General features: G+C 70.8%; 28 protein-coding genes. 13 read left to right on the top strand and 15 right to left on the bottom strand.

Annotated features, from left to right (window positions below; translation table 11 throughout):
• Positions 1-80 precede the first annotated feature (80 nt).
• Positions 81-491 (bottom strand): Rho termination factor N-terminal domain-containing protein, encoded by a 411-nt coding sequence (locus P3F85_RS10920; protein WP_374007448.1) that lies wholly within the window; start codon positions 489-491, stop codon positions 81-83.
• Positions 492-609: 118 nt separating this feature from the next.
• On the opposite strand from P3F85_RS10920, the gene P3F85_RS10915 reads away from it, so the two are divergent.
• Entirely contained in the window at positions 610-957 is a 348-nt protein-coding gene (locus P3F85_RS10915; protein WP_374007446.1) for an ArsR/SmtB family transcription factor, read from the top strand.
• Positions 957-1,877: an SRPBCC family protein gene (locus P3F85_RS10910; protein WP_374007445.1), complete on the top strand. Its 921-nt coding sequence runs from the start codon at positions 957-959 to the stop codon at positions 1,875-1,877. Before P3F85_RS10915 ends, P3F85_RS10910 begins: the two co-directional genes overlap by 1 nt.
• Here the strand turns inward: P3F85_RS10910 and P3F85_RS10905 are convergent.
• On the bottom strand, positions 1,871-2,512 hold the full coding sequence (locus tag P3F85_RS10905; protein ID WP_374007443.1) for an NAD(P)-dependent oxidoreductase: 642 nt from the start codon (positions 2,510-2,512) through the stop codon (positions 1,871-1,873). The genes P3F85_RS10910 and P3F85_RS10905 overlap by 7 nt on opposite strands.
• Before the next feature lie 127 nt (positions 2,513-2,639).
• Here P3F85_RS10905 and P3F85_RS10900 point away from each other — a divergent pair, with 127 nt between their 5' ends.
• Positions 2,640-3,236: a YdeI family protein gene (locus P3F85_RS10900; protein ID WP_374007442.1), complete on the top strand. Its 597-nt coding sequence runs from the start codon at positions 2,640-2,642 to the stop codon at positions 3,234-3,236.
• Between the two features lie 13 nt (positions 3,237-3,249).
• Here the strand turns inward: P3F85_RS10900 and P3F85_RS10895 are convergent, their stop codons facing one another.
• The 4 genes from P3F85_RS10895 to P3F85_RS10880 all read right to left on the bottom strand — a co-directional run bounded on the left by P3F85_RS10895 (position 3,250) and on the right by P3F85_RS10880 (position 6,719).
• The gene (locus P3F85_RS10895; protein ID WP_374007440.1) at positions 3,250-3,960 is read right to left on the bottom strand and encodes a hypothetical protein; all 711 of its coding nucleotides are present in this window, start codon (positions 3,958-3,960) and stop codon (positions 3,250-3,252) included.
• A 1-nt stretch (position 3,961) separates the two neighbouring features.
• Positions 3,962-4,468: a hypothetical protein gene (locus P3F85_RS10890; RefSeq protein ID WP_374007438.1), complete on the bottom strand. Its 507-nt coding sequence runs from the start codon at positions 4,466-4,468 to the stop codon at positions 3,962-3,964.
• Between the two features lie 100 nt (positions 4,469-4,568).
• Positions 4,569-6,044, bottom strand: coding sequence for an MFS transporter (locus tag P3F85_RS10885; protein ID WP_374007436.1), 1,476 nt, complete (start codon positions 6,042-6,044; stop codon positions 4,569-4,571).
• 21 nt (positions 6,045-6,065) lie between these two features.
• Positions 6,066-6,719 (bottom strand): TetR/AcrR family transcriptional regulator, encoded by a 654-nt coding sequence (locus P3F85_RS10880; protein ID WP_374007434.1) that lies wholly within the window; start codon positions 6,717-6,719, stop codon positions 6,066-6,068.
• A 58-nt stretch (positions 6,720-6,777) separates the two neighbouring features.
• Here P3F85_RS10880 and P3F85_RS10875 point away from each other — a divergent pair, with 58 nt between their 5' ends.
• Together P3F85_RS10875 and P3F85_RS10870 are read left to right on the top strand one after the other, a co-directional pair.
• Positions 6,778-7,641 carry an SDR family NAD(P)-dependent oxidoreductase gene (locus P3F85_RS10875; protein WP_374007432.1) on the top strand — a complete coding sequence of 288 codons (864 nt, stop codon included), beginning with the start codon at positions 6,778-6,780 and terminating at the stop codon, positions 7,639-7,641.
• Between the two features lie 407 nt (positions 7,642-8,048).
• The gene (locus P3F85_RS10870; RefSeq protein ID WP_374007430.1) at positions 8,049-8,816 is read left to right on the top strand and encodes an EAL domain-containing protein; all 768 of its coding nucleotides are present in this window, start codon (positions 8,049-8,051) and stop codon (positions 8,814-8,816) included.
• Positions 8,817-8,857: 41 nt separating this feature from the next.
• Here the strand turns inward: P3F85_RS10870 and P3F85_RS10865 are convergent, their stop codons facing one another.
• Positions 8,858-9,115, bottom strand: a complete 258-nt coding sequence (locus tag P3F85_RS10865; RefSeq protein ID WP_374007428.1) for a hypothetical protein — start codon at positions 9,113-9,115, stop codon at positions 8,858-8,860.
• Between the two features lie 121 nt (positions 9,116-9,236).
• On the opposite strand from P3F85_RS10865, the gene P3F85_RS10860 reads away from it, so the two are divergent.
• Together P3F85_RS10860 and P3F85_RS10855 are read left to right on the top strand one after the other, a co-directional pair.
• Positions 9,237-9,551, top strand: a complete 315-nt coding sequence (locus P3F85_RS10860) for a hypothetical protein (RefSeq protein ID WP_374007426.1) — start codon at positions 9,237-9,239, stop codon at positions 9,549-9,551.
• A gap of 124 nt (positions 9,552-9,675) precedes the next feature.
• Complete coding sequence (locus tag P3F85_RS10855) at positions 9,676-9,942, top strand: hypothetical protein (RefSeq protein ID WP_374007424.1); 267 nt, start codon at positions 9,676-9,678, stop codon at positions 9,940-9,942.
• Positions 9,943-10,073: 131 nt separating this feature from the next.
• Here P3F85_RS10855 and P3F85_RS10850 read toward each other — a convergent pair whose 3' ends face one another.
• Positions 10,074-12,662 carry a DUF4062 domain-containing protein gene (locus tag P3F85_RS10850; protein WP_374007422.1) on the bottom strand — a complete coding sequence of 863 codons (2,589 nt, stop codon included), beginning with the start codon at positions 12,660-12,662 and terminating at the stop codon, positions 10,074-10,076.
• Between the two features lie 127 nt (positions 12,663-12,789).
• Here P3F85_RS10850 and P3F85_RS10845 point away from each other — a divergent pair, with 127 nt between their 5' ends.
• Positions 12,790-13,062 carry a hypothetical protein gene (locus P3F85_RS10845; RefSeq protein WP_374007420.1) on the top strand — a complete coding sequence of 91 codons (273 nt, stop codon included), beginning with the start codon at positions 12,790-12,792 and terminating at the stop codon, positions 13,060-13,062.
• A 16-nt stretch (positions 13,063-13,078) separates the two neighbouring features.
• Here P3F85_RS10845 and P3F85_RS10840 read toward each other — a convergent pair whose 3' ends face one another.
• The 6 genes from P3F85_RS10840 to P3F85_RS10815 form a co-directional block, all read right to left on the bottom strand.
• Positions 13,079-13,726, bottom strand: coding sequence for an NADPH-dependent F420 reductase (locus P3F85_RS10840; protein ID WP_374007418.1), 648 nt, complete (start codon positions 13,724-13,726; stop codon positions 13,079-13,081).
• 53 nt (positions 13,727-13,779) lie between these two features.
• Complete coding sequence (locus tag P3F85_RS10835) at positions 13,780-14,979, bottom strand: OmpA family protein (RefSeq protein ID WP_374007417.1); 1,200 nt, start codon at positions 14,977-14,979, stop codon at positions 13,780-13,782.
• The gene (locus P3F85_RS10830; RefSeq protein WP_374007416.1) at positions 14,976-15,872 is read right to left on the bottom strand and encodes a hypothetical protein; all 897 of its coding nucleotides are present in this window, start codon (positions 15,870-15,872) and stop codon (positions 14,976-14,978) included. The genes P3F85_RS10835 and P3F85_RS10830 overlap by 4 nt, the downstream gene beginning before the upstream one ends.
• Positions 15,873-15,881: 9 nt before the next feature.
• Positions 15,882-16,235, bottom strand: a complete 354-nt coding sequence (locus P3F85_RS10825; protein ID WP_374007415.1) for a hypothetical protein — start codon at positions 16,233-16,235, stop codon at positions 15,882-15,884.
• On the bottom strand, positions 16,222-16,893 hold the full coding sequence (locus P3F85_RS10820; RefSeq protein WP_374007414.1) for a hypothetical protein: 672 nt from the start codon (positions 16,891-16,893) through the stop codon (positions 16,222-16,224). Before P3F85_RS10820 ends, P3F85_RS10825 begins: the two co-directional genes overlap by 14 nt.
• A gap of 99 nt (positions 16,894-16,992) precedes the next feature.
• Complete coding sequence (locus P3F85_RS10815) at positions 16,993-18,291, bottom strand: MinD/ParA family protein (RefSeq protein WP_374007413.1); 1,299 nt, start codon at positions 18,289-18,291, stop codon at positions 16,993-16,995.
• Between the two features lie 114 nt (positions 18,292-18,405).
• Here P3F85_RS10815 and P3F85_RS10810 point away from each other — a divergent pair, with 114 nt between their 5' ends.
• Both P3F85_RS10810 and P3F85_RS10805 read left to right on the top strand, forming a co-directional pair.
• On the top strand, positions 18,406-19,218 hold the full coding sequence (locus P3F85_RS10810; protein ID WP_374007412.1) for an ABC transporter ATP-binding protein: 813 nt from the start codon (positions 18,406-18,408) through the stop codon (positions 19,216-19,218).
• Positions 19,215-20,012: an alpha/beta fold hydrolase gene (locus P3F85_RS10805; protein ID WP_374007410.1), complete on the top strand. Its 798-nt coding sequence runs from the start codon at positions 19,215-19,217 to the stop codon at positions 20,010-20,012. The genes P3F85_RS10810 and P3F85_RS10805 overlap by 4 nt, the downstream gene beginning before the upstream one ends.
• Here P3F85_RS10805 and P3F85_RS10800 read toward each other — a convergent pair.
• Entirely contained in the window at positions 20,005-21,405 is a 1,401-nt protein-coding gene (locus tag P3F85_RS10800) for a DUF2252 domain-containing protein (protein WP_374007408.1), read from the bottom strand. The two genes, P3F85_RS10805 and P3F85_RS10800, sit on opposite strands and share 8 nt — an antisense overlap.
• Before the next feature lie 102 nt (positions 21,406-21,507).
• On the opposite strand from P3F85_RS10800, the gene P3F85_RS10795 reads away from it, so the two are divergent.
• From P3F85_RS10795 to P3F85_RS10785, 3 genes are all read left to right on the top strand, one after another.
• Complete coding sequence (locus P3F85_RS10795; protein WP_374007407.1) at positions 21,508-21,846, top strand: hypothetical protein; 339 nt, start codon at positions 21,508-21,510, stop codon at positions 21,844-21,846.
• A 51-nt stretch (positions 21,847-21,897) separates the two neighbouring features.
• Positions 21,898-22,461 (top strand): N-acetyltransferase family protein, encoded by a 564-nt coding sequence (locus P3F85_RS10790; protein ID WP_374007405.1) that lies wholly within the window; start codon positions 21,898-21,900, stop codon positions 22,459-22,461.
• Positions 22,462-22,556: 95 nt separating this feature from the next.
• Entirely contained in the window at positions 22,557-23,645 is a 1,089-nt protein-coding gene (locus P3F85_RS10785; RefSeq protein WP_374007403.1) for an ATP-binding protein, read from the top strand.
• The last annotated feature ends 6 nt before the right edge of the window (positions 23,646-23,651 follow it).

The raw sequence follows: 23,651 nt of genomic DNA, 5'->3' as shown, positions 1-23,651 counted from the left end.
CCTGCTCGGTATCGGTCACCTCGGGTGCCTCGTCGTTCACTCGGTCTCCTTCCGTGACTGCCAACGTAGCCCTGTGCGCCTCACTCGCTGAGACGTTCGATGAGCTGACCTTTGGTGAGGCGTGAGACATTCCGCAGACCGCGTGCGCGTGCGACGTCGCGGAGCGCTTGGACGCTGAGCTGGTCGAGTTCCGCGTCGTGCGGCACCGGAGTGGTCACCGAGCCGGCGAACTCCGCCACCGACTCCACGGTGTCGTCTCGGACGGACGGCAGTGGCGGGGTCAGGTCGACGTCGGCCGCGCTCGAGTGGTCGCCGGACCGCGCGGCGCCGCCACCGACGAGTCCTGCGAGCTCCTTCTCGAGTTCGCGGGCGCGCGTCCTCGCCTTCTTCTTGCCGAGCTTGTCGGCCGCTTCGCGTGCCTCGGCGACCGCCTTCTCGGCGCGCTTCAGCGCCTTCGCAGCCGCCTTCTCCAACTTCTTGAGCTTTGCCATGCCACTCCGATCCCGTCATCTGTCGGTTCCCGCACCCTCACTCCGCACGGTGCCACGTGGGGGGCCGGAGGGCAAGGCGGCTCTTGAGGAGATCAGCATCGCGTGATATCACTGTGTAATGAATACTTTCGCTGTGCTCGCCGACCCGGTCCGGCGACGGATGGTCGAACTCCTGGCCGAGAACGAGGCGCCGGCGGGCCAGGTCGGCGCCGTCGTCATGCGGGAGTTCGGGATCGGGCAGCCGGCCGTATCCAATCAGCTGCGCGTTCTGCGCGAGGCTGAGGTCGTCACCGCCGAACGCCAGGGCTCGCAGCGCATCTACCGGCTGGTTCCGGGAGCGCTCGACCCGCTAACGGAGTGGGTGCAGCGCTACAGCCGGTTGTGGACCCAGCGGCTCGACGCTCTGGAGACCGAATTGGCGCGAGGCCGGAGTTCGCGGCACCGCGCCGGTGAGAAGGACTCGTGATGGATGCAGACACGCTGCGTGCGCTCATCGGCACCTCCGACCGTCCCGAGATCGTCCTCCGCCGGGAGTACCGGGCGACCGAGGCGGAGGTGCGGGAGGCGTGCACCTCTCTCCCGCGGCTGGCGCGGTGGTTCGGCGCGGTCGAGGGTGCGCCGACGGCCGTGGGAGATGCGTTCGTGGTCCGGCTCGGCGCGGACGGGAGCGCCGGCGGCAGCATCCTCCGCTGCGACAGGAACTCCGTCGAGGTGTCGTGGACGGCGGGACCGGAGCCGGCGAGCATCCTCTCGGCGGAGTGGCGCGCGACGCGCCCGGAGCGGACGGAGCTGGTCCTTCGGCACCGGCTCGGCGCGCCGGGGGAGATCGCATCCACAGGAGCAGGGTGGGAGCAGGTGCTCGCCGACCTCGCGAGTGCGTTCGCCGATCCCCTGAGCAGGCTGCCGCGCGGGAAAGCGGGCGAGCGGAGCGTGGTGTGGCGAACTCTCGCTGCTCGCCCGCTGGAGTTGACCCAGGAGGTCGACGCCGGTCGCGCGCGGGTGTGGGCTGCTATCGCGTCTGCCGAGGGACTGCGCACCTGGTGGTGGAGGCACTGGGACGACGTGACCATCGAGGCCGACGTGCGTGTCGGGGGCGGCTACCGCATCGCGGCGCCCCGGGCAGGCATCGTCCTCGAAGGCCGGTACCTGGCAGTGGAGGCGCCCGACCGGCTGGCCTTCAGCTGGCGGTGGGTCGACGGCGACGGCGCGAGCGTGGACGAAGCGGTGGAGATCGTGCTCACCGGCGACGCGGCCCGCACACGACTGACCGTGCGGCACACCGGCCCGTGGGCCGACGACGCGCCCGCCGAGTCCTACCGCCAGGGATGGACGTTCACGCTTGGAGAGCTCGCAGCGGTGCTCGCGTCGCCGGTCGGGGCTCAGTAGGCGAAGTGGACCTGCGCGCGGCTGCGCGTGGGCGACTCGATCTCGTCGACGATGGCCTGCGCGAAGTCCTCGCCGCCGATGTGCGACACGCCTTCGGCGTCGAACAGAGCGACGTCGTCGCCGACACGGTACTCACCGCGCGGCTCCTCCCGGGGAGCGTAGGCTCCGTACGTCGCGGCGGGGCTGACGAACACCCAGTCGAGGCCCTCCGGCGCGTTGTCGATCAGGTCGCTGAGCACGGCGTTGAGCTCGCGCGCTTCGTCGGCGAACTCGGGCGGCAGGTCGTCGCCCTCGGCGAAGCGCGGCGCTCCCGGAGCCGGGCGGAGTGAGCTGAAACCGCCGACCACGACGAGGCGTGCACCGGATGCGGCGGCCAGCTTGGCGAGGCGAGCGTAGCGGCGTCCGAGGGTGCCGGCGCTGTCGCCCCGGGGGGAGACGGTCGCCACGATGACATCCGCGCCGTCGACGGCCTGCTCGGGCGCATCCGCCGAACCGGTGAGGTAGCGGACGCCGTCGACCGGCTCCGCGGGCTCGGAGCGGCTGAGCGAGGTGACTGCGTGACCGCGCGAGGCCGCTTGCTGTGCGATGTGGCTCCCGGTGAATCCGGTGCCTCCGATGATCGTGATCTGCGCCATGTCAGGCCCCTTTCGCGGGGCGGCCCTCGCCCCTTCACCAACGGCAACCTCCGGTGCATCGGCTTTCTTCCCTCGCAGAGCTTGTCGGAGCGAACCGAGCGTCGGAGGCCGCCTCTATGATCACGGCATGACCGCCGACGCGAAACCCTCCGGGGTCGATCACCTCGTGGTCGCCGATCAGGCCGCGTGGCGCGCCTGGCTCGACGAGAACGAGCAGACCTCCGACGGCGTCTGGCTCGTGCTCGCCAAGAAGGGTGTCACCGACCCCACCCGCCTGACGTACCAGGAAGCGCTCATCGAGGCGCTCTGCAGCGGGTGGATCGACGGGCAGCGGCGGTCCCGCGACGCCGGCACCTTCGTTCAGCGGTACACGCCGCGCCGCAGGGCATCGCTGTGGTCGGAACGCAACGTCGGGCTGGTGGCGACCCTGATCGCCGAAGGCAGGATGCGCCCGAGCGGGCACGCCGAGATCGAGCGTGCGAAGGCCGACGGCCGATGGGAGCGCGCCTACGCCGGACCGTCATCCATCCAGGTGCCCGACGATCTCGCCGCCGCCCTGGCCGGTGCCCCCGAGGCGAGCGTCACTTTCGACCGCCTGAACAGCCAGAACCGCTTCGCGGTGCTGCACCGGATCGTGACGGCACCGAGCAAGACCAGCCGCGCCAACCGCCTCGCGAAGCTGGTCGCCATGCTGCAGGCGGGGGAGACCCCGTACCCGCAGTGAGGGGCTGGCCGGCCTACCGGGTGGTCAGCCGGCGCAGCGGCGCGGTGGTCGAACCGAAGTCGACGTGGATGTGCGTGCAGTAGTCCGCGAACCGCGAGATGTTCGTGAGAGGCGGCATCCAGTACGCCCCGCATCCGTTGCTGTTGGCGGCCTGGCCGGCCCTCGACCCGGGCGGCATGAAGGAGTCGAGGAACGGCAGCAGGATGTTGGTCGGGCCGTCGTTGCCGCGGGTGCGGAGGTTGCCGATGTAGGTGAGGTCCATGGCGTTGGTGTTGCCGGCGGGGGTGCAGTGCCGCGAAGTGGGGTTGCTCGCGCAGGTCGCCACGCCGTCGTTCGCGCAGTGCCGGTTCAGGTCGCTCACCTGTACGGAGCCGAAATTGCGGATGATGATGACCAGCGTCTGCAGAGTGCGGAGGTCGATGTTGCACTGCGGAGTCTGGCTGATCGTGCCGTTGGCGATGGGCTGGAGCTCGGCGGGGATGATGGCGCGCTCCTCCCACTCGATGATCAGCGAACCCGAGTTGTAGTAGTCGAGGAGTCGTTGCGCAGCCGCCTGAGGCGTGCTCGGGACGTTGACGCACGTCTCGGTGCAGATGCTCTCGGCCGGCTGCGCCACGGCGGCCTGGGCAGGAGGAGCCGTCGACGTGGCGGAGAAGGCGCCCGCCGCGAGCACCAGGGTGAGCAGCAGGGCGACGCGGAGCGAGGTCCGTCGGAGGGCGCGCATCTCAGTCCTGACTCACGGTGACGCCCGCCTGCGTGAAGCAGTCGTGGGCAACGGCGGCGGAGTAGTCGATGGTCGCTCGCGGACCTTCGCCGGTCTCCGGGTCGATCGGGTGCGTCCGGATGAACTCCAGCTTGTCGGCGAGGGGCTGCCAGCCCGTGTCGGCGGAGGCCGCCTGTGCGGCGAGCGGGGCCGCGGCGGCCACGTTGTCGGCTGCGAATCCGCCGGAGACGGCCTCGCAGGCCTGCACGGCGAGGGCCTTCGCCGCCGGGTTGCCGGTGGGGACGGACGACGCTTCCGGGCTCGGCAGGGCGACCGGAGTCTCGGTGGGGGTCGCCGTCGGCGTCGGTGTTGCTCGGGACGTGGACGTGCGGGTCGTGGACGACGTGGGCGTCGCCGTACCCGCTTGGTCGCCCTGGGGCGCGCACCCTGTGAGCACGGCGGCGAGGACCGCCCCAGCCAGGAGGCTGAGCGCGATCGGCGCGCGAGCGCGCGTATGCAGCGAGACCATCGGAACATCCCCATCCCCGAACGGGCGTATTTACTTGGTCAGGCTACGGTCTGGACGTTCCAGGTCCGGGGAATGACGCGCCCTGCGGGTGAACCGATCGTCACACCCCCTGCTTGCCCGCCTTGTGCCGGGCTCGCAGGTCGACCAGTCCGACGACGAGCGCGACAGCCAGCAGGGCGAGCGTCACCAGATAGCCGCTGCGGACGGCGTCGTGATACTCCGGCACAGGATGCGTCCCGCCTCCGGGGACGGTGGAGAAGAAGACGGCGGTCACCAGGGCGACGCCGACAGCGGTGCCGACCCGCTGGCCCAGCTGCGCGATGGACCCGGCGGCGCTGCCCTCTTCCGGCGGCACCTCCGACAGCGTCAGCGTCTGGTTCGGCGAGATGACGAGGCCGCCGCCGATCCCGCCGACCAGCGTCGAACCTGCCATCCACCACTCCGCCACGGAGGGCGGCGCCAGTGTTGCGGAGGCGAGCAGCGCTCCGATCCCGGCGATCACGATGATCAGCCCCACGACGACGAGCGCCCGCCCGAAACGCTGGACCAGCCGGCCCCCGACGAAGGCGGACACCGCGGCGCCGAGCGCGAAGGGCACGCTCACGAGTCCCGCCGCGAGCGGCTGGGCGTGCAAGCCCTCCTGCAGGAACAGCGTGGTGACCAGGAAACTGGCGGGCAGACCGGCGAAGTACACCGTCGCGATCAGCAGGCCGTTCCGGTACGACGCCACGCGGAACAGCTCCAGGTGCACGATCGGCGACAGCCCTCGCCTTCGGTACGCCCGCTCCCAGGCCAGGAAGGCGGCGCCGCCGACGGCGAACGCGATCAGCCACAGCCAGCGCAGCGGGTCATCGGTCGACGAGCCGGTGGTCAAGAGGAAGGGCAGCATCAAGCCGAGGATGGTGATCGCGAGCAGCACCAGGCCGACCGGGTCGAGCTGCGTGCCGCCCGCGGCGCGCTCCTGATCGCGCGGGAGGTAGCGGAGAGCGAAGAACAGCGCGACGGCGCCGCACGGCACGTTGAACCAGAACAGCAGCCGCCACCCCTCCTCGGCGCCGCCGATCGCGATCAGGGCGCCGGCGAGCGTCGGGCCGATCGCGGTCGCTATACCGACCATGGCGCCGAAGATGCCGAACGCGCGCCCGCGCTCCTCGCCTCGGTACAGCTGCTGGATCATCCCGAGCACCTGCGGCATCTGCACCCCGGCCGCCGCTCCCTGCAGGAACCGGGTGATCGTCAGCCAGACGATGCCGGGCGCGAGTGCGCACAGGGCGCTCGCCAGGCTGAAGCCGACCAGTCCGATCACGAACATCGCGCGCCGCGACCGGGTGTCGCCGAGCCGCCCGGACGGGATGAGGGTCAGCCCGAAGGCGAGGGCGTATCCCGCGACGATGAGCTGCAGCTGGGTGGAGTCGGCGTGCAGCGAACGCTGGATGGACGGCAGCGCGACATTGACGCCGGAGAGATCGAGGATGGTCAGCGCTCCGACGGCGATGCACACCGCGAATGCGGGCGCACGCCCCCGCCGCGCCTCGGATGCTGCCGTCGAAGCGATGGGGGTGGAGGCGTCGGTCACGCCGACACCGTACGCCCGGTCTCAGCCGGCGACCGCCCCCGTCAGGTATGCGGTCAGGATGCGACGGAGTCGCGGCTCCAGGTCGATGAGCGCATGCCCGAGGCGCGGGTCGCTGCGGTAGAGCTTCGCGATCTCCTCGGGCGGAGTCGAGATCTGCCAGAACGTGCCGGCGAGGGAGGTCGCCGCCGCCACCGCGTCCCGGGCGGCGGCGGGGGAGATGGCGGGGAGGGCATCCCGCACCGCGTCCGCGATGAGAGCCAGGCTTTCGCCGGTGGTCAGCTTGAACGTGCGCACCGCTTCGACGGATACGTTGCGCTCGAGGTTGAGGGGCGCCTGCGCGAGGAGGTCGCAGAAGGAGCCGCGAGCGGCGAGGGTGGACGAGAATGCGGCTGCGACACCGCCGGGTGTGGAGCTCCGGCGTATCCGCTCGCACAGCGCGGGGGTCCATTCGCGCCAGCCGTCCGCTGTCAGCCGCAGGAAGATCTCCTCCCGGGTCTCGAAGTATCGCAGCATCGCCGACTTGTGCATCCCGACCGCGTCGGCGATATCGGTGAGGGTGACGGCACGGATCCCGCGCTCGGAGGCGAGGGCGCGGGCTGCGTCCAGAATGGCGTGCTCGCGGGCCGCCTTCGCCTCCGGGGTGCGGGCGCGCTGGAAGGTCTCCGCTGGTGTCATGACGCCATCTTAGTGCAACGCAGTTGCATTATTTAAAGAAACGGTGTTTCATTAACTCATGCAACAGACATGGTTCATCACAGGTTCATCGCGCGGCTTCGGTCGCGCTCTCGTCGTCGCCGCGCTGCAGGCCGGAGATCGGGTCGCCGCGACTGCGCGTCGCCCCGAGCAGCTCGACGACCTGGTCGCCGAATACGGCGATCGCATCCTCCCGCTGCCGCTCGACGTCACGGACGCGGCCCAGGCCGCCGTTGCCCTGCGTCAGGCGCACGACCGCTTCGGACGGGTCGACGTCATCGTCAACAACGCCGGCTACGCGAACGTGTCGCCGATCGAGACGACCGACGATGCCGACTTCCGTACTCAGTTCGAGACCAACTTCTGGGGCGTCTACAACGTCAGCAAGGCGGCCATCCCGCTGCTTCGGGCGCAGGGCGGCGGACTCGTCATCCAGTTCTCCTCGGTCGGGGGCCGCGTGGGCGGGTCGCCGGGCATCGCGTCCTACCAGGCGGCGAAGTTCGCGATCGATGGGTTCAGCCGCGTCCTCCGGGCGGAGACGGCACCCTTCGGCGTTTCGGTCCTCGTCGTCGAGCCGAGCGGGTTCCGGACCGACTGGGCCGGTTCGTCGATGGAGGTGCGCGACATCCCGGAGGGGTACGACGAGACGGTCGGTGCGATGAACCGGCGTGTGCGCCAGAGCGGAGAGGGCCCCGCCGGAGACCCGCAGCGGGCCGCGGAGATCCTGGTCGCGGTCGCCAAACGCTCCGACATCCCGGCCAACCTGCCGCTCGGCACGAACGCCACCGACATGAGCGTCGCGCAGGATCGCCGTCTGCTGGAGTCGGACCTCCGATGGGCGCCCGTCTCGCGCTCCGCCGACGCCGGCCAGCCCTACCCCGCCGCCTTCCCACCCGCTGCCTAGCCGAGTGCGTGGTCGGCGCTCCCGGGCGCTTGGTGACGATTCGGTGAAGATGGCGTGGGGTGCATGTCCGTGAAGCTGTGGGATGGCTATGCTCGCCGACGGAGGGGGACGCCTTCATAAGGGGGAACGGCAATGCAAGGACTGTCATCGGCTGGCGCATTCGCGGCGGCGATCGCACTCGCTGCGATCGTCTTGATGCTCGCACCGGTCGGGGCAGTCGAGCCCGCCGTGCAAGCGGTGGACCTGGTGGTCGCCGCAGTCGCGGGGGCGGCTGCGGCGACCTGTCTCAGCGTCGCAGGAGGGCTGAGGCACCGTCGTCGCAGACTCCGCTAGCGGGTAGCGTCCGTCTTCGCAAGGGGTCAGCCGAAATATTGACAACCCCGAGGCGCCTGGAGACGATCGATGGGATGACGTTGGTGGACGGGACCCTCGAGGACTTCGCCCGCGATCTCCAGATCGCGCTGGCGCAGCGACACGTCCTTGCTGCCTACCAGCCGCAGATCGACGTCGCCGACAGTTCCGTCGTCGGAGTGGAGGCGCTGGCCCGCTGGACGCACCCGCACCGCGGGCCCATCTCTCCTGACGTCTTCGTCGACGTGGCCCAGAAGACGGGGCTCCTTCCCCTGCTCACCGCCCGGATCATCGCGGATGTGACGGCGGAGTACACGCCGGGGTGCAGCATCGACGTGGCAGTGAACGTGTCAGCCACCCAGCTCGAGGACCCATCGCTCTACGACATGTTCGAGGGCGCCTTCGCGACCGGCCGGTGCGACCCGCACACCCTGATCGTCGAGGTCACGGAGAGTCGGCGCATCCGGCATCCGGAGCGTGTGGCGGAGCCGCTCGAGGCGCTCGCCGCGGCGGGCGTCACCATCTCGGTCGACGACTTCGGAACCGGCCACTCCTCGTTCGCCCGCGCCGAAGCGCTTCACGCACGCGAGATCAAGCTGGACCGGAGCCTGGTGCAGCCCGACGAGCGAGCGCACGAGGTCGCCCAGATCATCACAGAGGCGCATGACCGGGGCATCCGCGTCGTCGGCGAGGGGGTGGAGGACCGCTTGCAGTTCGAGCGGCTGGCCGCCGCCGGGTGCGATCGTGCGCAAGGCTTCTGGATCGCCAAACCGCAGCCGGCGAAGGCACTGCGGTCCTGGTACCGCGCGCGCGGCCGCAGCTAGGCGGCCCCCGGTCCGAGAACCCGGGGCCGCGCTGTCAGGCCTTAGAGAGCGTCGAACGAGTCGATATCGACGCGCGTCTCCTCCTGGCGGGGAGCCGGGGGGTCGACCTCGATCTGCGCCCACGTGACCGGCATGCCGGGGGAGAAGAGCACATCCACACCGGGGCCTCCTCGCAGCGGCGGGATGGTGACATAGCCGCCGCCCGCACGGACGGCCTCCAGGATCTTGCCGCGCAGGTCGTCCACCGGGTCAGGGAGGAAGTAATCCTTTCCATCAACCGTGAGGCGGTGAACGATCATGCGGTGGTCCTTTCGATCCGGCGGTGTTGAAGCCTGTCGCCCGGTCACGATACACCTGTACGCAGGCGTATAAGCTCACAGCAGCATTGAACGCGTGGTAACGACGCACCGAAAGGAACCCGTGGGCACCCTCCGCTACGACGGCGAAAGCTACGACCTCGACGACCGCCTGCTCTTCCACATCCAGATCGCGGTGAGCACGAAGCTGCGGCGCGGCGAGAACTTCTTCCTCACCTGGCCCGTGCCCGCCGAGCTCGGCAGCGGCCGTCACACCATCTGGGTCGACAACGGCGTCGCCCTGCACATGTTCTTCTCCGGCTCGAAGATCCCGACGCTCAACAAGGACTGGATCGAGGCCATGATCCAGACCGGCGCCCGGGCGTCCGGAATGGTCGTGATGGACGAATCGGAGGTCCGGTCGCCCGGCCAGCGCTGACTTATATCGGATGTGATCCGGTAATTCAAGGCCCCCCCGTTTTCTTGCACTGCTGCAGCGACGGTTCGATCATGTGAAGAGATCTTCGAATCGCCCGCGACGGCAGAGAAAGCAGGAAGAAGCCATGGCCGCACAGCTCGCCGACATCATCGACCTCCCCACCGAGTACGTCTCGTGGCACTCGCCGGCGGCGTCGCTGTGGGTGGCCTCGACTCCCACCGCCTACGTCGGCATGGTGGACCGGAACCACGACGGCTTCGTGGCGACCGACTGCACCGGCGTCGAGCTCGGCGTCTACGCGACGCTGGAGTCCGCACGGGTCGCCGTCTACGGCGCCTGGGTGTCTCCCGCCCGTCAGGCGGACGACGCGGAGCAGGCGCTGATCGCCTGACCCATCAGGCCCATCTGACCCAACAGACCATCCCGCGCGGCGTTTCGGGTGCGCCAGCGGGATCTGGAACCCCGGCACCGCTCTGGCGCCGGGGTTCCCCCTCTTAAGCGGCCCTTTCAGCGGCAGAGTCCTCAGTTGAGACTGGGTTCGGTCAGCGCCTCGGCGACGGCCTGCTCGACGCCGAGTTCGCGGCCTTCGGCGACGGCGGCTGCAAGGCGTCCGGGCGGTGCCACCGCGGCGAGGCGGTCGAGGTACCGCTGGTGGAAGGTGAATGTCGGCCCGTTGTGGGTACCGGACCGCTCGCGCAGGGCGTGGGCCGCTCCCGCCAGCCGTCCGGCCCGGTCGACGTCCCCTGCGAGGGCAGCGACCGCAGCGAGGCCCTCCAGCCCGTACGCGATCCCCTCGATGTGCCCGAGCGACGTGGACAGGGTGACGCTCAGGGCGAAGTCCTTCCGCGCGTCCTCGGGCGACCCGAGGAGCAGGTGCGCCCAGCCGAGGTGATACGCGGCGATACGGCCGCCGACCGCGTCGCCCGTGCGCTGTGTGAGTGCCAGCGACTCGTCGAAGCGTTCGAACGCCGACCGCAACTGCTGCTCGAGAAGGGCCACTCGCCCGAGGAGCACCTGCGCCATGGACTCGCCCCAGCCGTCCCCTGTCTCGCGGAAGAGCGTGAGACTGCGCTCCATCACCTCGGCGGCACGAGCCGTGTCCGGCTTGTCGCCCGCCATCAGCGCGAGGGCGAGCGAGATCAGCGCCATCGCTTCACCCGTGGGGTCGCCGCACCGCCGGAAGAGGTCGGCGCTCTCCGACAGGTCCGCCGCCACGCGGCCGTCCGGATCCTTCCAGAACCGGATCGTGCGCGTGAAGTAGAGCGCGATGGCCCGCGTGCGGTCCTGGAGCGCGTCGCCCGACTCCAGCGGCTCGTCCATCCAGGTCCGGACCTCGCCCAGAAGCCCGGTCACCCAGAAGTAGAGGAACAGGTTGAAGGCGAGCTGGGCCGCACGGTCCCAGTCGCGGGCATCCAGCAGGTACCGCTCGGCGGCGCGAAGGTTGTCGCGTTCGTCGCCCAGCCGTTGCAGCCACTCCCGCTGCCCGCCGGCCTTGAGCGGCAGGCGGGCCCGGGAGCCGAGGTCGATGAAGTACCGGGCGTGTGCGTCCTGCGCGCTGCTGAGGCCGCCGTCCGACGACAGTTGCTCGCGGGCGTACTCGCGCACGATCGCCTGCATGGTGAAGCGCGGGCGGTCGTCGCTGTCGTGCTGGGACACGAGGCTCGAGTCGACCAGCACCGCCAGGTCGGTCAGCACGTCCATGCCCGCGCCCGGGACCCCGGGGCCGTCGGTCGGGTCGCCGTCCGCGCCGACGAACTCGGCCGCTTCGAGGGTGAAGCCGCCCTCGAAGACGCCGAGGCGCGAGAGCAACCGCCGCTGGCCGGGCGACAGGAGCTGTGTGCTCCACTCGATCGTGCTCCGGATGGTCTGCTGCCGTTCCGGGAGGTCGCGAGACCCCCCGACCAGCACCGACAGCCGGCTGTCGAGGCGGTCGAGCAGCTCGGCGGGAGAGAGCACCCGGATGCGCGCGGCCGCCAGCTCGATGGCGAGCGGAGCGCCGTCGAGGGCTGCGCAGACACGGCTCACCGCTACCGTGTTCTCGGGTGTGATCTCGAAGTCGGGTTTGACGGCGTGTGCCCGTTCGACGAACAGGCTGACCGACGAGTCCTCGGCCAGCGGGCCGACCTCGTAGCTCTGCTCGGCGCTCACCCGGAGGAGCGAGCGGCTGGTCACCAGCACCGAGAGGCCGGGAGCGGCCGCGAGGAGTCCGGTGAGGAGCGGGGCCGCGTCCAGGACCTGCTCGAAGTTGTCGAGCACGAGCAGGATGCGGCGGTCGCGTAGTGCCGTCACCAGGTTGTCCAGGATGGGCGCATCTCCCGTGTCGCGCACGCCGAGTGCCTGAGCGATCCGGTTGGGCACGCGCGCCGGGTCGTGGACGGCGGAGAGGTCGACGAAGACGGCTCCGTCGTCGAAGTCCTGGGCGGCGGCGCGGGCGGCGGCGATGGCGAGGCGGCTCTTCCCGATCCCGCCGGGCCCCACGAGCGTGACGAAGCGCGTGCCGTGTTCGAGGCGGTCCACGATCGCCGCGATGTCGTCATCGCGACCGACCAGTCCCGTCAGCGGTACGGGAAGGCGGACGGGCTCGACGACCCGGTCGGCGTCGCTGGCGACGTCGGCGGTGATCGCGGCGCGGCTCTGGTCGAAGCGCTCGGCCAGCAGGATGGCGAGATCGTTCTCGATGAGCTGGGCCAGTTCCTTCGGGGTCTCGAAGTACTTGTACGCGGCACGGTCGTCGTCGCGGATGCGCGCGAGCAGTGTGGTCAACCTCGGCTCGCGGGCGTCCGCAGGACTCTTCACGTACAGCAGGCGCGGGAGCTCGGGCGGGCACAGGTTGTACTCGTCCTCGAGCCCGGAGACCTCCTCGTCGGGTGCGACCCAGCCGTACCGCTCCCAGTAGAGCCCGAGGAATACGTCGCTCTGTTCGAGGTACGCCCGGTACAGCTCCCGAGGGGGATGCGGCCGAGCGCCGAGTTCGAACATGACGGGTGCGAGATGGAGGCGTTCGATGGCGGTCCGTGCCGCACGCCGCTCGGCGGCGAGCTCCTGCAGCGTGGACGAGACGAAGATCCTCAGCCGCTGGTCCGGCGTCCGGATTACATGAGGGTGGCTCATGTAACGTAATTGTGTTGCGTTCCTGTGCGCTTGTACAGAGGGCGCGCACCAGAACGGGCTTTAGCACGCAAACTGCATTCTGCGCAAGGCTCTTTATCCGCCTCGGAGGCCGGGGTTAGCTAGGCATGTGAAAGAAATCGCCTGGTACGTCCTCGGATTCTCCGCCGTTGTCTGCGCGTTGGCCTTCGGACTGCTCCTGGGGCAGACCTCGGGCGGTACGGGTGTGGCCGGAGGGCTTCTGCAGCACCTCACGTCGACCCAGTGGGCCGACCTGGTCGTGGCGCTCGTCTTCGCGACGATCGCCTTCGTGAGCGGAAGCTACCTCTCCGCCCGCGCGGCCGCCGAATCGGACGACGCGACGCTGACGGTGGAGCTCGTGTCGGCCGAAGTCGCGCACTGAGCCCCACCGCGCACCATCACATGTCGCGATAGCGCTTTGCCGCAGCGAGGGCCTGACGCAGCCCGTCGACGTCGTACCTCTTGACGTAGGCCGGAGTGTCGCGCTGCGCACGCCATCCCTCGGCCAGCGCGCCGATGTCGACCGGGTCGAAGCCGAACTGGTCGATCAGGGCGGCGACGCGCTCCCGCGCCGCAGCGTCGTCGCCGGCGACGATGAGTGCCCGGCGGTCGGGGGAGCCCGCGGGGAGGCTCTGGCGGGTGAGCTCCGCGGCGCCGATGTGGTTGAAGGCCTTCACGACGTGGGAGGCCGGCAGCACCTTCTGCAGGCGCTCGGCGACGGTCGTCGAATCGTCCTCCAGCTCGGGGATGTGTCCGTCGCGCTGCGGGTAGTAGTTGTTGGTGTCGATCACGATCTTGCCCGCGAGCTCCTCGACGGGGAGGGTCGCCTCAGCGGCGAGAGGGGTGGTCACCACCACGATGTCGCCCGCAGCGGCTGCCTCGGCCGGCGTCCCGGCGCGCGCGTGGTCGCCGAGTTCGTCGATGAGGCCCTGGAGGGTCTCCGGTCCGCGGGAGTTGCTGAGCACCACGTCGTAGCCGTTCGCCACCGCGAGGCGGGCGAGTTGTGAACCGATGTGGCCTGATCCGATGAGTCCGATAGTCGTCATGCCCGTAGGAACCGCGTCCCGCGCCACCGAATTCCCCCTCTACGGCATTGTCGTCAGCTGCACAGCCCGACGCCGGCGGAGGTGAGGATGACGGTGCGATTCTGCTCGGCGAGGGCATCGGAGTAGCGGCCCGTCGCGTCCGTCTCGCTCTTCCAGCCGCACCACTCGAAGCCGACTCCGGCGGTCTGGAGCAGCGCCGCCGGGACGCCCAGGCCGACGAGTGCCGTCTTCACCGCGTCCGCACGGCGCAAGGACAGGGCCGTATCGGCTGTGTTGCTGGTCGCCTGGTCCTTCGACGCCGTTCCCGTGATCGTGACCGGCTTGCCGTTCTGCTCGATGGCCGGCACGAGCGTGGCCAGCACCTTCTGGGCGGCAGCGGGGTCGGAGAAGTTCGCCGTGTCCTTCGTGAAGAGCAGGTCGCTGTTGCGGATGACCACGGGATGCGTCCAGTCGGTCTTGGTCGACACTGCCTCGACGGTCACCGGTGTGACGGCGGGGAGCGACGGGGCCGCGCTCCCGGAAGCCGGCTCCGGAAGCAGCGACAGGGTGCCGCCCGCGGCCTTCACGACCGCGGACCAGATGGCCTCGAGGTTGCTCCGGGCCGGTACGGTCAGCGGCTGCTGCGCACCCGCCACATCGCCCATCCCGGACCAGTAGACGGTGACGCCCTTCAGGTCGGACGGAAGGAGGCCACGGGCGGTGAGGTCCGCGACGACCTGGCTCGGGTCGGCGTACAGCAGGCCGGTGCCCGCGAAGTTCAGCGGGTCGGTCGTCTGCAGGCCGCTGCCGATGACGATGACCCCCATCGGGTCGCTGCCGAGGTCGCGTGCCGCCTGGTCGATGGCGCCGAGGTAGTCCACTTCCGGGGCGGAGGCCTTGAGGCTTCCGATGTAGGAGGTGATCTGCGTCAGCTTGGTGCGCTGGTCGTTCTGGCAGACGATGCCGTCCTGAGCGGACGATCCGAGTGCTGTGGTGCCCATCACCTGCGGCGTGCCGGACGGCACGACGACGGTGACGGAGCCGTTCGTCTTGCCTGCCGCCTGGAGCTGGGACGACGCGGAGGCGGGGAGCGCGACGGCCGGAGTGTTGGCGGTGCTCCCGGCGACGACGCCGAGGTTGCGCTTGTGGGACTGGTCGCACGCCTCACCGGACGCGGTCGCCGGCGTGCACGCCGTCAGGCCCGCGCACACGGCGAGGACGGCCGCCGCAGCGGCGAGCAGCCGGGGACGCAGAGGACCCGCAGCGCGCGTCACTGGGCGGCCCCGGTCGCCGTGCCGGGAGCGGCCGGGCCTCCGGGCGGAAGCGGGGCTGCGACATCCGGAGCCTCGACACTGCGTCGCGCCCGCAGCTCGCGGATGATCTGGCTCGTGCTCTCCGGATCGCGCTCGCGCTGCGCCAGGCGCGTGCCGAGCTGAGCGCGCACCACATCCATCCGAGAGTGGAACGTCACCCGGGCGCCGGTGTACCGCACGGCGTCGTGGGTGTCGAGCAGAAGCGCCGATCGCGTCTGCTCCTGAGCGGCGACGGCCTCGCCCAGCAGCCGGTCGCGGTGCTGCCGCAGCCGCACCGCGTGGGCGTGCGCCTTCTCGGCCGCGGTGAGGAGCGGCCGCGTGGTGAGCCAGGCCGCGACGAAGCTGAGTGCGCCGGACGTGGTGAGCACCCCGAGCATCAGGAACGCCATGATCGTGTCCGGCGCCGTCCACGAGAAACCGGCCGGCGCCGCGGTCTGTGCGCCGCCGACCAGGCCGGTCAGACCGCCCGCACTCTGTGCGTCGATCCCGGCCTTGATCCGGGCGATGGTGATGGCGGCGAGGATGGCCGCCCAGACCAGTCCCAGCACGACCGAGGTCGCGATCCAGCGGCGGGACATGACCCCCGCCTGCACACGGCGCAGCAGGATCGCGACCACGTGCGGCAGGGTCACCACAGCGAGCGAGATCCCGAGCGTGATCACGTACATCTGCAGGCCGATGGAGCCGTACTGGCTGTCGTTGCGCAGGAGGAGCGTGAGCGCCTGGGCGAGCAGGATGTAGTCCACCGCGATCATCGCGGCGAGCAGCACGTAGACCATCGCGTGGGCGAAGGGGGAGATGTGCCCGACGCGCGGGCGCAGGTGGGGCGGGCGGGTGACGATGTCGCGGGCCATGGCGTCCTCTCAGGCGTAGGTGTGGAAGTCGGGGTCGTGGCCGGCGAGCTTGGCGTCGAGCCGCTCGGCGTCCCGCTCGGCACGGCGGATGTCGTCCTCGGCGCGGTCGAGCGCGCGGCGGATCAGCTCCTCACGCCGTTGCGCCTCGGCGACCCGGGCCGACGCGGCGGCGACGTTCCGGGTGCGCTGCCGTTCGAGGTCGGCCACGCCGGCACGCTCGAAGGCGGACAGCTCGTGCTCGAACACCTCCAGCGTCTCGACGTCGACCGCATGGCGCATCCGCCGCAGCCTCCAGAGCAGCCGGCGGCGCAGCCCGCGGGTCGAGGGCACACGGTAGTCGTTCAGTCGTTCACGCCGGGGCATCGGTCCTCCTGTGGTCGGCTTCGTGTTCGCGGAGGCTGTCGAGGTCGCGGGATGTGCTGATCGGGTGCAGGGCATCCACCGCGGTTCCCCGGGCGGTCAGCCACTCCGACCGGCGCAACGCGGGCGGCCGGGGTGCGACACGGCCCGTGGTGGCCTCGCGCAGTGCACCCCAGTAGATGGCGGACTTCTCGTCCGAGCGGTCGAACATCCGCGCCGCCCTGAGCTGGGCGGTCGTGAAGCGCGCGTTGATGAGTGCGCTGAGCTCGTCCGCGCGGCGGTGCGCCCGCCGGATGCGGCGCTCCAGGCGGCGGAGCTCTTCGAACGCGGGGCCGCGTCCCTCGGCGATGCCGTTCCGCGCGGCGGCGCGGTCGTCCGCATCGGGCAGCCGCTCGAGGGCCTCGTCGTAGGCGTCGAGGTCGCTGCGCAGCGCCGAGACGATCACGCGGTGCTCGGTCAGCTCACGCCGCATGCCCCGGAAGAACCGCTGCTCCTCGCGCCTGGCGTACGCGTCGGCGCGGGCCTGGAGGGTCGCGAGCGTCGGGGTCGTGGCGTCGGCGCGATCGGCCTCCGTGTCGTGCACGGCGGCGGCATCGCGGCGGGCCGACCGGGCCAGCCGGCGGCGTGCCAGGAGCCCCACTCTCAGCGGCTGCGTCGTCATATCGGGCGAGCGTAGGCAGCGGGGCTGTGCGTCCCCTAGGTAATGGTCGAAGGAAGACCGAACGTCACCGAACCGTGACCTGCCGCCGGGAGCGGCTCCTCAGAGGCCTTCGGCGACCGCCGCGGCAGCGTGCAGCCAGGCGCGGCGCGTGGGTTTGGCGAGGGTCTCGAAGTCGAGCCGGCCGCCGTGCAGCGCCGGATCGAAGGGGATGGTGACGGCGCGCCGGGCGATCGGCTCGAAGCCGGCCGCGACCGTGCGGGCATCGGTGCGCTTGCCGGTCCGCTCCGACTGCGAGACGATCACGACCGCATCGCGCGCGAGTCGCGCGGACCGCTCGTCGCGCTGGGCCAGGGCCTCCAGCAGCAGCGCTCCCGCCTCCGCGTGCTCGCCGAGCGCGGTGGTCGCGATCACCAGCTGATCGGTGTGGTCGATCATCCGGAGCCAGCGCTCGGCGGACTCGTCGTTGCCCGAGTCGACGAAGATGAGGCGGAAGTACTTGGCCGCCACCGCGTGCAGCCGGTCGAAGTCCTCGGTGGTGATCCGCTGCTGGGTCGCAAGCATCGCCGGGTTCGACCGCAGGACGTCGTACTTGTCACCGGTCTGGTGGTGGACGAAGTAGCCGAGCTCCGACGACTGCGCGGCGGGGGACAGGAGGTGGTCGACCGCCGGAAGCAGGGTCTGGAGCGTGGCGTCGTGCGCCGCCTGCTCGGTTCGCCAGCCGAGGGTGCCGCGCGTCTCGTTGTTGTCCCAGGCGAGCACGCCCGACCCGCCGTTGCGGGCGAACACGGACGCGAGCATCGCCGTCGTCGGCGTCTTGTTGGCGCCGCCCTTTCCGTTGACGATCGAGATGGTGCGTGGTCCGGCCCAGTGGCGGCTGACGGCCTGCACTTCGGCCCGCTCCACCTGCTCCGCCCGCGAGGCGGCGACGGGCACCCCGACGCGCACGAGGAAGCCACGCCACCCGCGAGAGGCGCGGTCGGTGCGCGGCTGCTCCTGCAGGAACGACGTGCGCTGTGGGCTGTCCTGGGCGGCGTGGGCCCCGGCGGCGTGTGCGCCGTGCGCCGGGGTCGGAGCCGGGAGGTCGCCGGGCTCGCCGGGCTCCGGCTCCGTCTCGAGCGGCTCCTCCTCGCCGATCTCGCCGTCCGGGTGGACCGCGAGGAGCCAGGCCCCGTCCTCGTCCTCGGCCGTGAGCTGCACGGGACGCCCCAGTTCGGCGGCGACGGCGCTCACCCGGGCGAGCACCACATCCCGCAGCTGCTCCACGCTGTCGGCGGCGAACTCCTCGCGCTCGCCGTCGACGCTGAGTTCGGCGGTGGCGTCACCGCGGAAGCGCGCGGTGATGAGAGGGATGGTCGGCAGGTCGAGGGTCACGGCGGTGGTGTTCTCCTTCTGACGCATCCGCTGTGCAGGATGCATACGTCGAACACGCACAGTAGACCCGGGTGCGAGGCGGGTGAAGGGACACCCTGCCGATTGCCAGGGTGGGCGCAGGGCTCTGGATACAGTGGGCCGGTGAGCCCCGCATCCGTCCTCGAACTGCGCGACGTGACGTTCCGTCGCGGTGGCACGCACATCCTCGAGGGGATCGACCTGACCGTCCGGGCCGGAGAGCACTGGGCCCTGCTCGGGCCGAACGGCGCGGGCAAGTCGACCGTCCTCGGGTTCTGCGGTGCGCTCAGCTTCCCGACCTCCGGGACCGTGGATGTGCTCGGCCGCCGGCTCGGACGGGTCGAGTTGCAGGAGTTGCGGCGCCACATCGGGCACGTGAACCCACGGCATCCGGTGCGCTCGCCGCTGACGGTGACCGAGGTCGTCCTGACCGGACTCACCGGGTCGCTGGAGCCGCCGATGCGCTGGGAGGCGACCGGCGCAGAGCTGCGCCTGGCCCGCGACCTCATCAACTCGGTCGGGCTGGACGACCGGTCCGCTGCGCGGTGGCCGACGCTGTCCCAGGGCGAGCGTGGGCGCTCGCTCATCGCACGTGCCCTGATCTCCGACCCGCGACTCCTGCTGCTCGACGAGCCCACCACCGGCCTCGACGTCGCGGCGCGGGAACAGCTGCTCGAGACCATCGACGGTCTGTCGCACTCCAGTCCGGAGCTGGCGTCCGTCCTGGTGACCCACCACCTGGAGGAGCTCCCCGAGACGACGACGCACGCCCTGCTCATCGCGCACGGCCGAACGCTCGCGCTCGGCGAGATCGACGACGTCATCACGACCGAGACGGTGTCGCGGGCGTTCGAGCACCGCATCCGTGTCGAGAAGGCCGATGGACGGTGGAGCGCCCGGGCGGTCCGCGAGCGACCGATCGTGGCCGCGCCGTGACAGAGTTCGCCCCAGCGGACGACGGGACGCCCATCGCGTTCGAGGAGCGCGGGGTCGGTGTGCCGGTCCTTCTCATCGCCGGTCAGGCGACCGGGATGCACGGCTGGGGACCCTTCGCCGGCGCGCTCGCCCGGGACTTCCGCGTCATCGTCTACGACCACCGAGGCATCGGGGAGAGCGGGCCGGGTGACCCGGTCCGGTACTCGACGCGGGCGTTCGCAGAGGACGCGGTGGCCGTCCTGGACGCCGCCGCTGTCGCGGCTGCCCACGTGGTCGGTCATTCGATGGGCGGGCGCGTCGCGCAGTGGCTCGCTGCCGACCATCCGGAGCGGGTGCGGCGCCTCGTGCTCATCGCGACGAGTTCCGGCGACCGGAGCGCGGCGCGCCGCGACCCCGGCGCCCTCGCCGACCTGCTGAGCGGGGACCGGGCACGGATGCTGCCGCTGTTCTTCGACGCCGGGTGGGCGGATGCGCATCCCGATGACGTCGACCGCTTCTTCACCCGGGTCGCATCGCGTCCCGCCCTCCGCGGGCACTTCGCCGCGAGCCGGGATCACGACGGTTCCGCGGTCCTCGACCGCATCCGCGCCGAGACGCTGATCGTGCACGGGATGCACGACGCGCTGACTCCCGCGGCGCACGGCCGGGTGCTGGCGGACCGCATCCCGCACGCGTCGCTCCGGGAGTTCGACGCGCGCCACGGACTGCACCTCGATACGCCCGAGGTGGAGGAGGCCGTGCGCGACTTCCTCCTGCCCGACGGCCAGCGCGCTCGCGCCGCCGTCGTCAACTGACGGCGAACGCCCCGTCGCGCGCGGCCACGACGAACTCGGCGAAGTCCGCCTCCGCCTGGTCGGCGTAGCGCTCCGCCCACTCGGCGGTCGCGCGCACGAATGCCGGACCCGATCCCAGGTACCCCGAGATGAACGCCGACTTGGGGGAGCGGGCGTGCGCGCGCGCCAGCACCGCACCGCACATGCGCGCATAGTCGAAGAACTGCGTCTGGTTCATTGCGGCGATCTCGAACGACGCGTTGCGGTTGCGGAACTGGCGCATGTAGAAGGCGAACCCCTCCACCCGGAGGAACCCGAGGAACGGGTCGGACACCGCCTGCAGGATGCGCTGGCACGAGATCACGCGGTACCCCTGCTCATCGGGCAGGAGGCTGAGGTCGAGGTATCCGGGGAGCGGGTCCACCCCGCCGAAGCGCTCGACGACCGAGGTTTCGGCCTCCTTCAGCTGGAGCAGGACCACCTCCCCGGTCGGCCCGCGCAGCGCGATGACGAAACACCGGGTGCCCACGCTGCCCACGCCGACGACCCGGCGTGCGACGTCGTCCAGTCGCAACTGGGACGCGAGCAGTGCGGTGTTCGGCGGGAGCGTGCGCCGGTACTCTGCGTAGGCCCCCTCGCCGAGGGCCCGCACCTCCGGCTCCACCCGCGTGAGGATGGGCGGTCGCTCCACGAAACGGAGCATCCCGTTCTCGTCCGTCTCGATGGTCTTGCGGGCGACGTTCTCGCTCGTGCGCTTCCGCGACTCCTTCGAGACCTGGTCGACCAGACGGAGCATGTCCTTGCTCACCGCGTTGCGGTTGCGGGCGTCCTCGATCGAAGCCGGGGTGTAGTAGCGCGTCGTCAGCGGCGCTTCGAGGGCGTTCCGCATCGCGATCCGGTACTGTACCGCCGCCGCCTCGGTGGTGAGCCGGATGCGCTCTGCGGGCAGGCCGAGGGAGCGGCCGGCGAGCACGACGCTCGCGAGCAGGCGCTTCACGTCCCACTCCCACGGGCCGACCGTCGATTCGTCGAAGTCGTTGATGTCGAACACCATGGCGTTCTCGGGGGACCGGTAGATGCCGAAGTTGCTCAGGTGGGCGTCACCGCAGATCACCACCTCGGCGCCGGTGGTCGGAGCGGCGGCGAGATCGGCGGCCTGGATCGCGGCTGTGCCGCGGTAGAACGCGAACGCGTTCGCGCTCATCCTCTCCACCCGAAGATCGATCAGGTTCTGCAGGCGGTTCTCGTGCTGGGTCCGCAGGATGCCGAGCGGGTCGCGCCCGCGCGGGGGTTCGTAGTCCGCCAGGCTCGAGCGGGGAACGCTGCCGCGAGCGGCACGGCCCGCCTCGAACAGTTCCTCGGCGGAGAGCGGGCTCTCTGCGCGCTCCTCGGTCGCTGCGAGATTCAGGGTCATGCTGCATCTCCTTCCGGGCAGGTGCCCCGGCGTCGGCGCCGGGTACCACCAGGTGTGGACGCGCTCATCATAGGTCCGCGTCCGGCCGCTAGGGTATGCAGAATGCACGGATGGATCGAGCACCGCCGCGAGGACGGCGAGCGCGTCGGATGGCTGCGTCCGGAGGGTGACGCCTTCGTGCCCGTCGATCTGCTCGGGCGCGAGCTCGCCGGCCCTGTCGACTGGCTCACCGGCGAGGAGATGCTGGAGCGGGCCGGGATCGGCTACCTCGCCGACCGGTACGAGCTCCTGCTCGACGACGGGCGGCGGTTGCGCGTGCGGCTGACCGAGGTGTCGACCCAGCGCATCGTCGTGAAGAAGGACGATTTCGGCGCCATCGATGCCCCGCAGCTGTTCTACACGCTGCCCTTCCCCCTCCCCGACACCCTGCGCCCGGAGTAGCGCCCCTTTCCAGCGGCCGCCGATGTCGGCGGCGAGGGCTAGCGTGCGGGCATGACCGTTCAGGTGCTCTCCGCCACCGGCCGCTTTGACGACTTCGCCACCTTGATGGTGCCGCGCAAGCCCGGCGGCGGCGGCTGCGTGTGCATGTCGTACCGGGACGCCCGGCTCGGGATGCCCGAACGCATCGCGTACATGCGGACGGAGTGCTCGGCCGAGCCGGGGCCCGGTGTCCTGGCCTACGTGGACGACGCGGTCGCCGGCTGGTGCTCCGTCGCCCCGAAAGCCAGCTACCGGCGCCTGATGCACTCCCGCACCATCCCGCACCTGGACGAGGACCGCGACCCGTGGTCCATCGTCTGCTTCGTCGTCCGCGCCGGGTTCCGGGGGCGCGGACTCATGCACACCCTCCTCGACGGGGCGGTCAAGCATGCGCGGTCGTCGGGCGCGACGGTGGTCGAGGGGTACCCGGTCGACACCGGCGAGCGGGTGGATACGATCAGCGGCTACGTCGGGACCGTACGGCTGTTCGAGGCCCACGGCTTCACCCGGGTCCAGGCGACGGACGCGCACTCGGGCGGAACAGTGCGCTGGCTGATGCGGCGCGAGCTGGGCTGAGCGCCCGGTCGGCGATCTGCCTGGTGCCGTGGGCCGCATCGCGGCACTAGCATCGGCCGCACAGGGGCCGGCCGGCCCCGGCTGGGGGAGGGTCGATGATTCCGTTGACGGTCGGCACGATGGCGGAGGACCCCGGGCGCCCGGCGGTTCTCGACGGCTCCCGGTTCAATCGGCACACGTTCTGGTGCGGCCAGAGCGGCTCCGGAAAGACGTACGCGCTAGGCGTCGTGCTGGAGCAACTGCTGCTGCACACCGGGCTCCCGGTCACGATCCTGGACCCGAACGCCGACTTCACCGAGCTGCCCCGCACGCGGGAGGATGCCGACCCTACTGACGCCGCCCGCTGGCGCGATGTGGACATCGAGGTGTTCCACTCGAGCACCGAACGCGAACCGCAACTCCGCATCCGTTTCGTCGACCTGAGCGTGCCCTCGAAGGCTGCCGTCGGCCGGCTCGACCCGATCGCCGACGAGGAGGAGTACAACGCGCTGCTCCACCTCGACATGCGTCCCGAGAACTTCTCCCGGGACACCTTCCTCCAGACGCTCGCCGCGTCACACGACCCCGCGCGGCGACGTCTGGGGCTGCGGATCGACAACATCCAGATCCTGGAGTGGCCGCTGTGGGCGTTCGGCGGCTCGTCCACTGCGGCCGCGGTCGAGCGTCGGCCCCGTGCTGTTGTCCTCGATGTCGGAGGCTTCTCGCATCCCGGCGAGCCCCAGGCGGCGGCCCTCGGCGTCCTGGAAGACCTCTGGCGCACGCGGATGGAGCGACGGCCCGTCCTCATCGTCATCGACGAGGCGCACAACTTCTGCCCGCCGGTGCCGCGGTCGAGCGTTGAGGCGCAGCTGACCGAGCAGCTCATCCAGATCGCAGCGGAAGGCCGCAAGTTCGGGCTCTGGCTGTTCCTGTCGACCCAGCGCCCGACGAAGATCCACCCGAATGTGCTCTCGCAGTGCGACAACCTGGGCCTCATGCGGATGAACTCGCCGCGCGACCTCGCCGAGCTGGCGGATGTGTTCGGTTTCGTGCCGCCCCGCGTGCTGGAGCAGTCGCCGACCTTCCGCAAGGGCGAGGCGCTGTTCGCCGGGGCATTCAGCGCGGAGCCGCAGCGGGTGCAGATCGGGCGCCGTCTCACGGTAGAGGGCGGCGGCGACCTCGCAGTGGTGGAGCGCGTCGCCTGACCCGAC

The sequence above is a fragment of the Leifsonia sp. T36S-04 genome, assembly GCF_042465655.1.
GTDB lineage: Bacteria > Actinomycetota > Actinomycetes > Actinomycetales > Microbacteriaceae > Leifsonia.
The sequence above is the reverse complement of the archived record's forward strand: the minus strand, read 5'-3'. Positions and strand labels throughout refer to the sequence as shown.

Excerpts from the sequence above, each read along its gene's own strand:
- P3F85_RS10920 (WP_374007448.1), bottom strand. The coding sequence starts at position 491 with ATGGCAAAGCTCAAGAAGTTGGAGAAGGCGGCTGCGAAGGCGCTGAAG.
- P3F85_RS10915 (WP_374007446.1), top strand. The coding sequence starts at position 610 with ATGAATACTTTCGCTGTGCTCGCCGACCCGGTCCGGCGACGGATGGTC.
- P3F85_RS10910 (WP_374007445.1), top strand. The coding sequence starts at position 957 with ATGGATGCAGACACGCTGCGTGCGCTCATCGGCACCTCCGACCGTCCC.
- P3F85_RS10905 (WP_374007443.1), bottom strand. The coding sequence starts at position 2,512 with ATGGCGCAGATCACGATCATCGGAGGCACCGGATTCACCGGGAGCCAC.
- P3F85_RS10900 (WP_374007442.1), top strand. The coding sequence starts at position 2,640 with ATGACCGCCGACGCGAAACCCTCCGGGGTCGATCACCTCGTGGTCGCC.
- P3F85_RS10895 (WP_374007440.1), bottom strand. The coding sequence starts at position 3,960 with ATGCGCGCCCTCCGACGGACCTCGCTCCGCGTCGCCCTGCTGCTCACC.
- P3F85_RS10890 (WP_374007438.1), bottom strand. The coding sequence starts at position 4,468 with ATGGTCTCGCTGCATACGCGCGCTCGCGCGCCGATCGCGCTCAGCCTC.
- P3F85_RS10880 (WP_374007434.1), bottom strand. The coding sequence starts at position 6,719 with ATGACACCAGCGGAGACCTTCCAGCGCGCCCGCACCCCGGAGGCGAAG.
- P3F85_RS10875 (WP_374007432.1), top strand. The coding sequence starts at position 6,778 with ATGCAACAGACATGGTTCATCACAGGTTCATCGCGCGGCTTCGGTCGC.
- P3F85_RS10870 (WP_374007430.1), top strand. The coding sequence starts at position 8,049 with ATGACGTTGGTGGACGGGACCCTCGAGGACTTCGCCCGCGATCTCCAG.
- P3F85_RS10865 (WP_374007428.1), bottom strand. The coding sequence starts at position 9,115 with ATGATCGTTCACCGCCTCACGGTTGATGGAAAGGATTACTTCCTCCCT.
- P3F85_RS10855 (WP_374007424.1), top strand. The coding sequence starts at position 9,676 with ATGGCCGCACAGCTCGCCGACATCATCGACCTCCCCACCGAGTACGTC.
- P3F85_RS10850 (WP_374007422.1), bottom strand. The coding sequence starts at position 12,662 with ATGAGCCACCCTCATGTAATCCGGACGCCGGACCAGCGGCTGAGGATC.
- P3F85_RS10840 (WP_374007418.1), bottom strand. The coding sequence starts at position 13,726 with ATGACGACTATCGGACTCATCGGATCAGGCCACATCGGTTCACAACTC.
- P3F85_RS10830 (WP_374007416.1), bottom strand. The coding sequence starts at position 15,872 with ATGGCCCGCGACATCGTCACCCGCCCGCCCCACCTGCGCCCGCGCGTC.
- P3F85_RS10825 (WP_374007415.1), bottom strand. The coding sequence starts at position 16,235 with ATGCCCCGGCGTGAACGACTGAACGACTACCGTGTGCCCTCGACCCGC.
- P3F85_RS10820 (WP_374007414.1), bottom strand. The coding sequence starts at position 16,893 with ATGACGACGCAGCCGCTGAGAGTGGGGCTCCTGGCACGCCGCCGGCTG.
- P3F85_RS10815 (WP_374007413.1), bottom strand. The coding sequence starts at position 18,291 with ATGCGTCAGAAGGAGAACACCACCGCCGTGACCCTCGACCTGCCGACC.
- P3F85_RS10800 (WP_374007408.1), bottom strand. The coding sequence starts at position 21,405 with ATGACCCTGAATCTCGCAGCGACCGAGGAGCGCGCAGAGAGCCCGCTC.
- P3F85_RS10795 (WP_374007407.1), top strand. The coding sequence starts at position 21,508 with ATGCACGGATGGATCGAGCACCGCCGCGAGGACGGCGAGCGCGTCGGA.
- P3F85_RS10790 (WP_374007405.1), top strand. The coding sequence starts at position 21,898 with ATGACCGTTCAGGTGCTCTCCGCCACCGGCCGCTTTGACGACTTCGCC.
- P3F85_RS10785 (WP_374007403.1), top strand. The coding sequence starts at position 22,557 with ATGATTCCGTTGACGGTCGGCACGATGGCGGAGGACCCCGGGCGCCCG.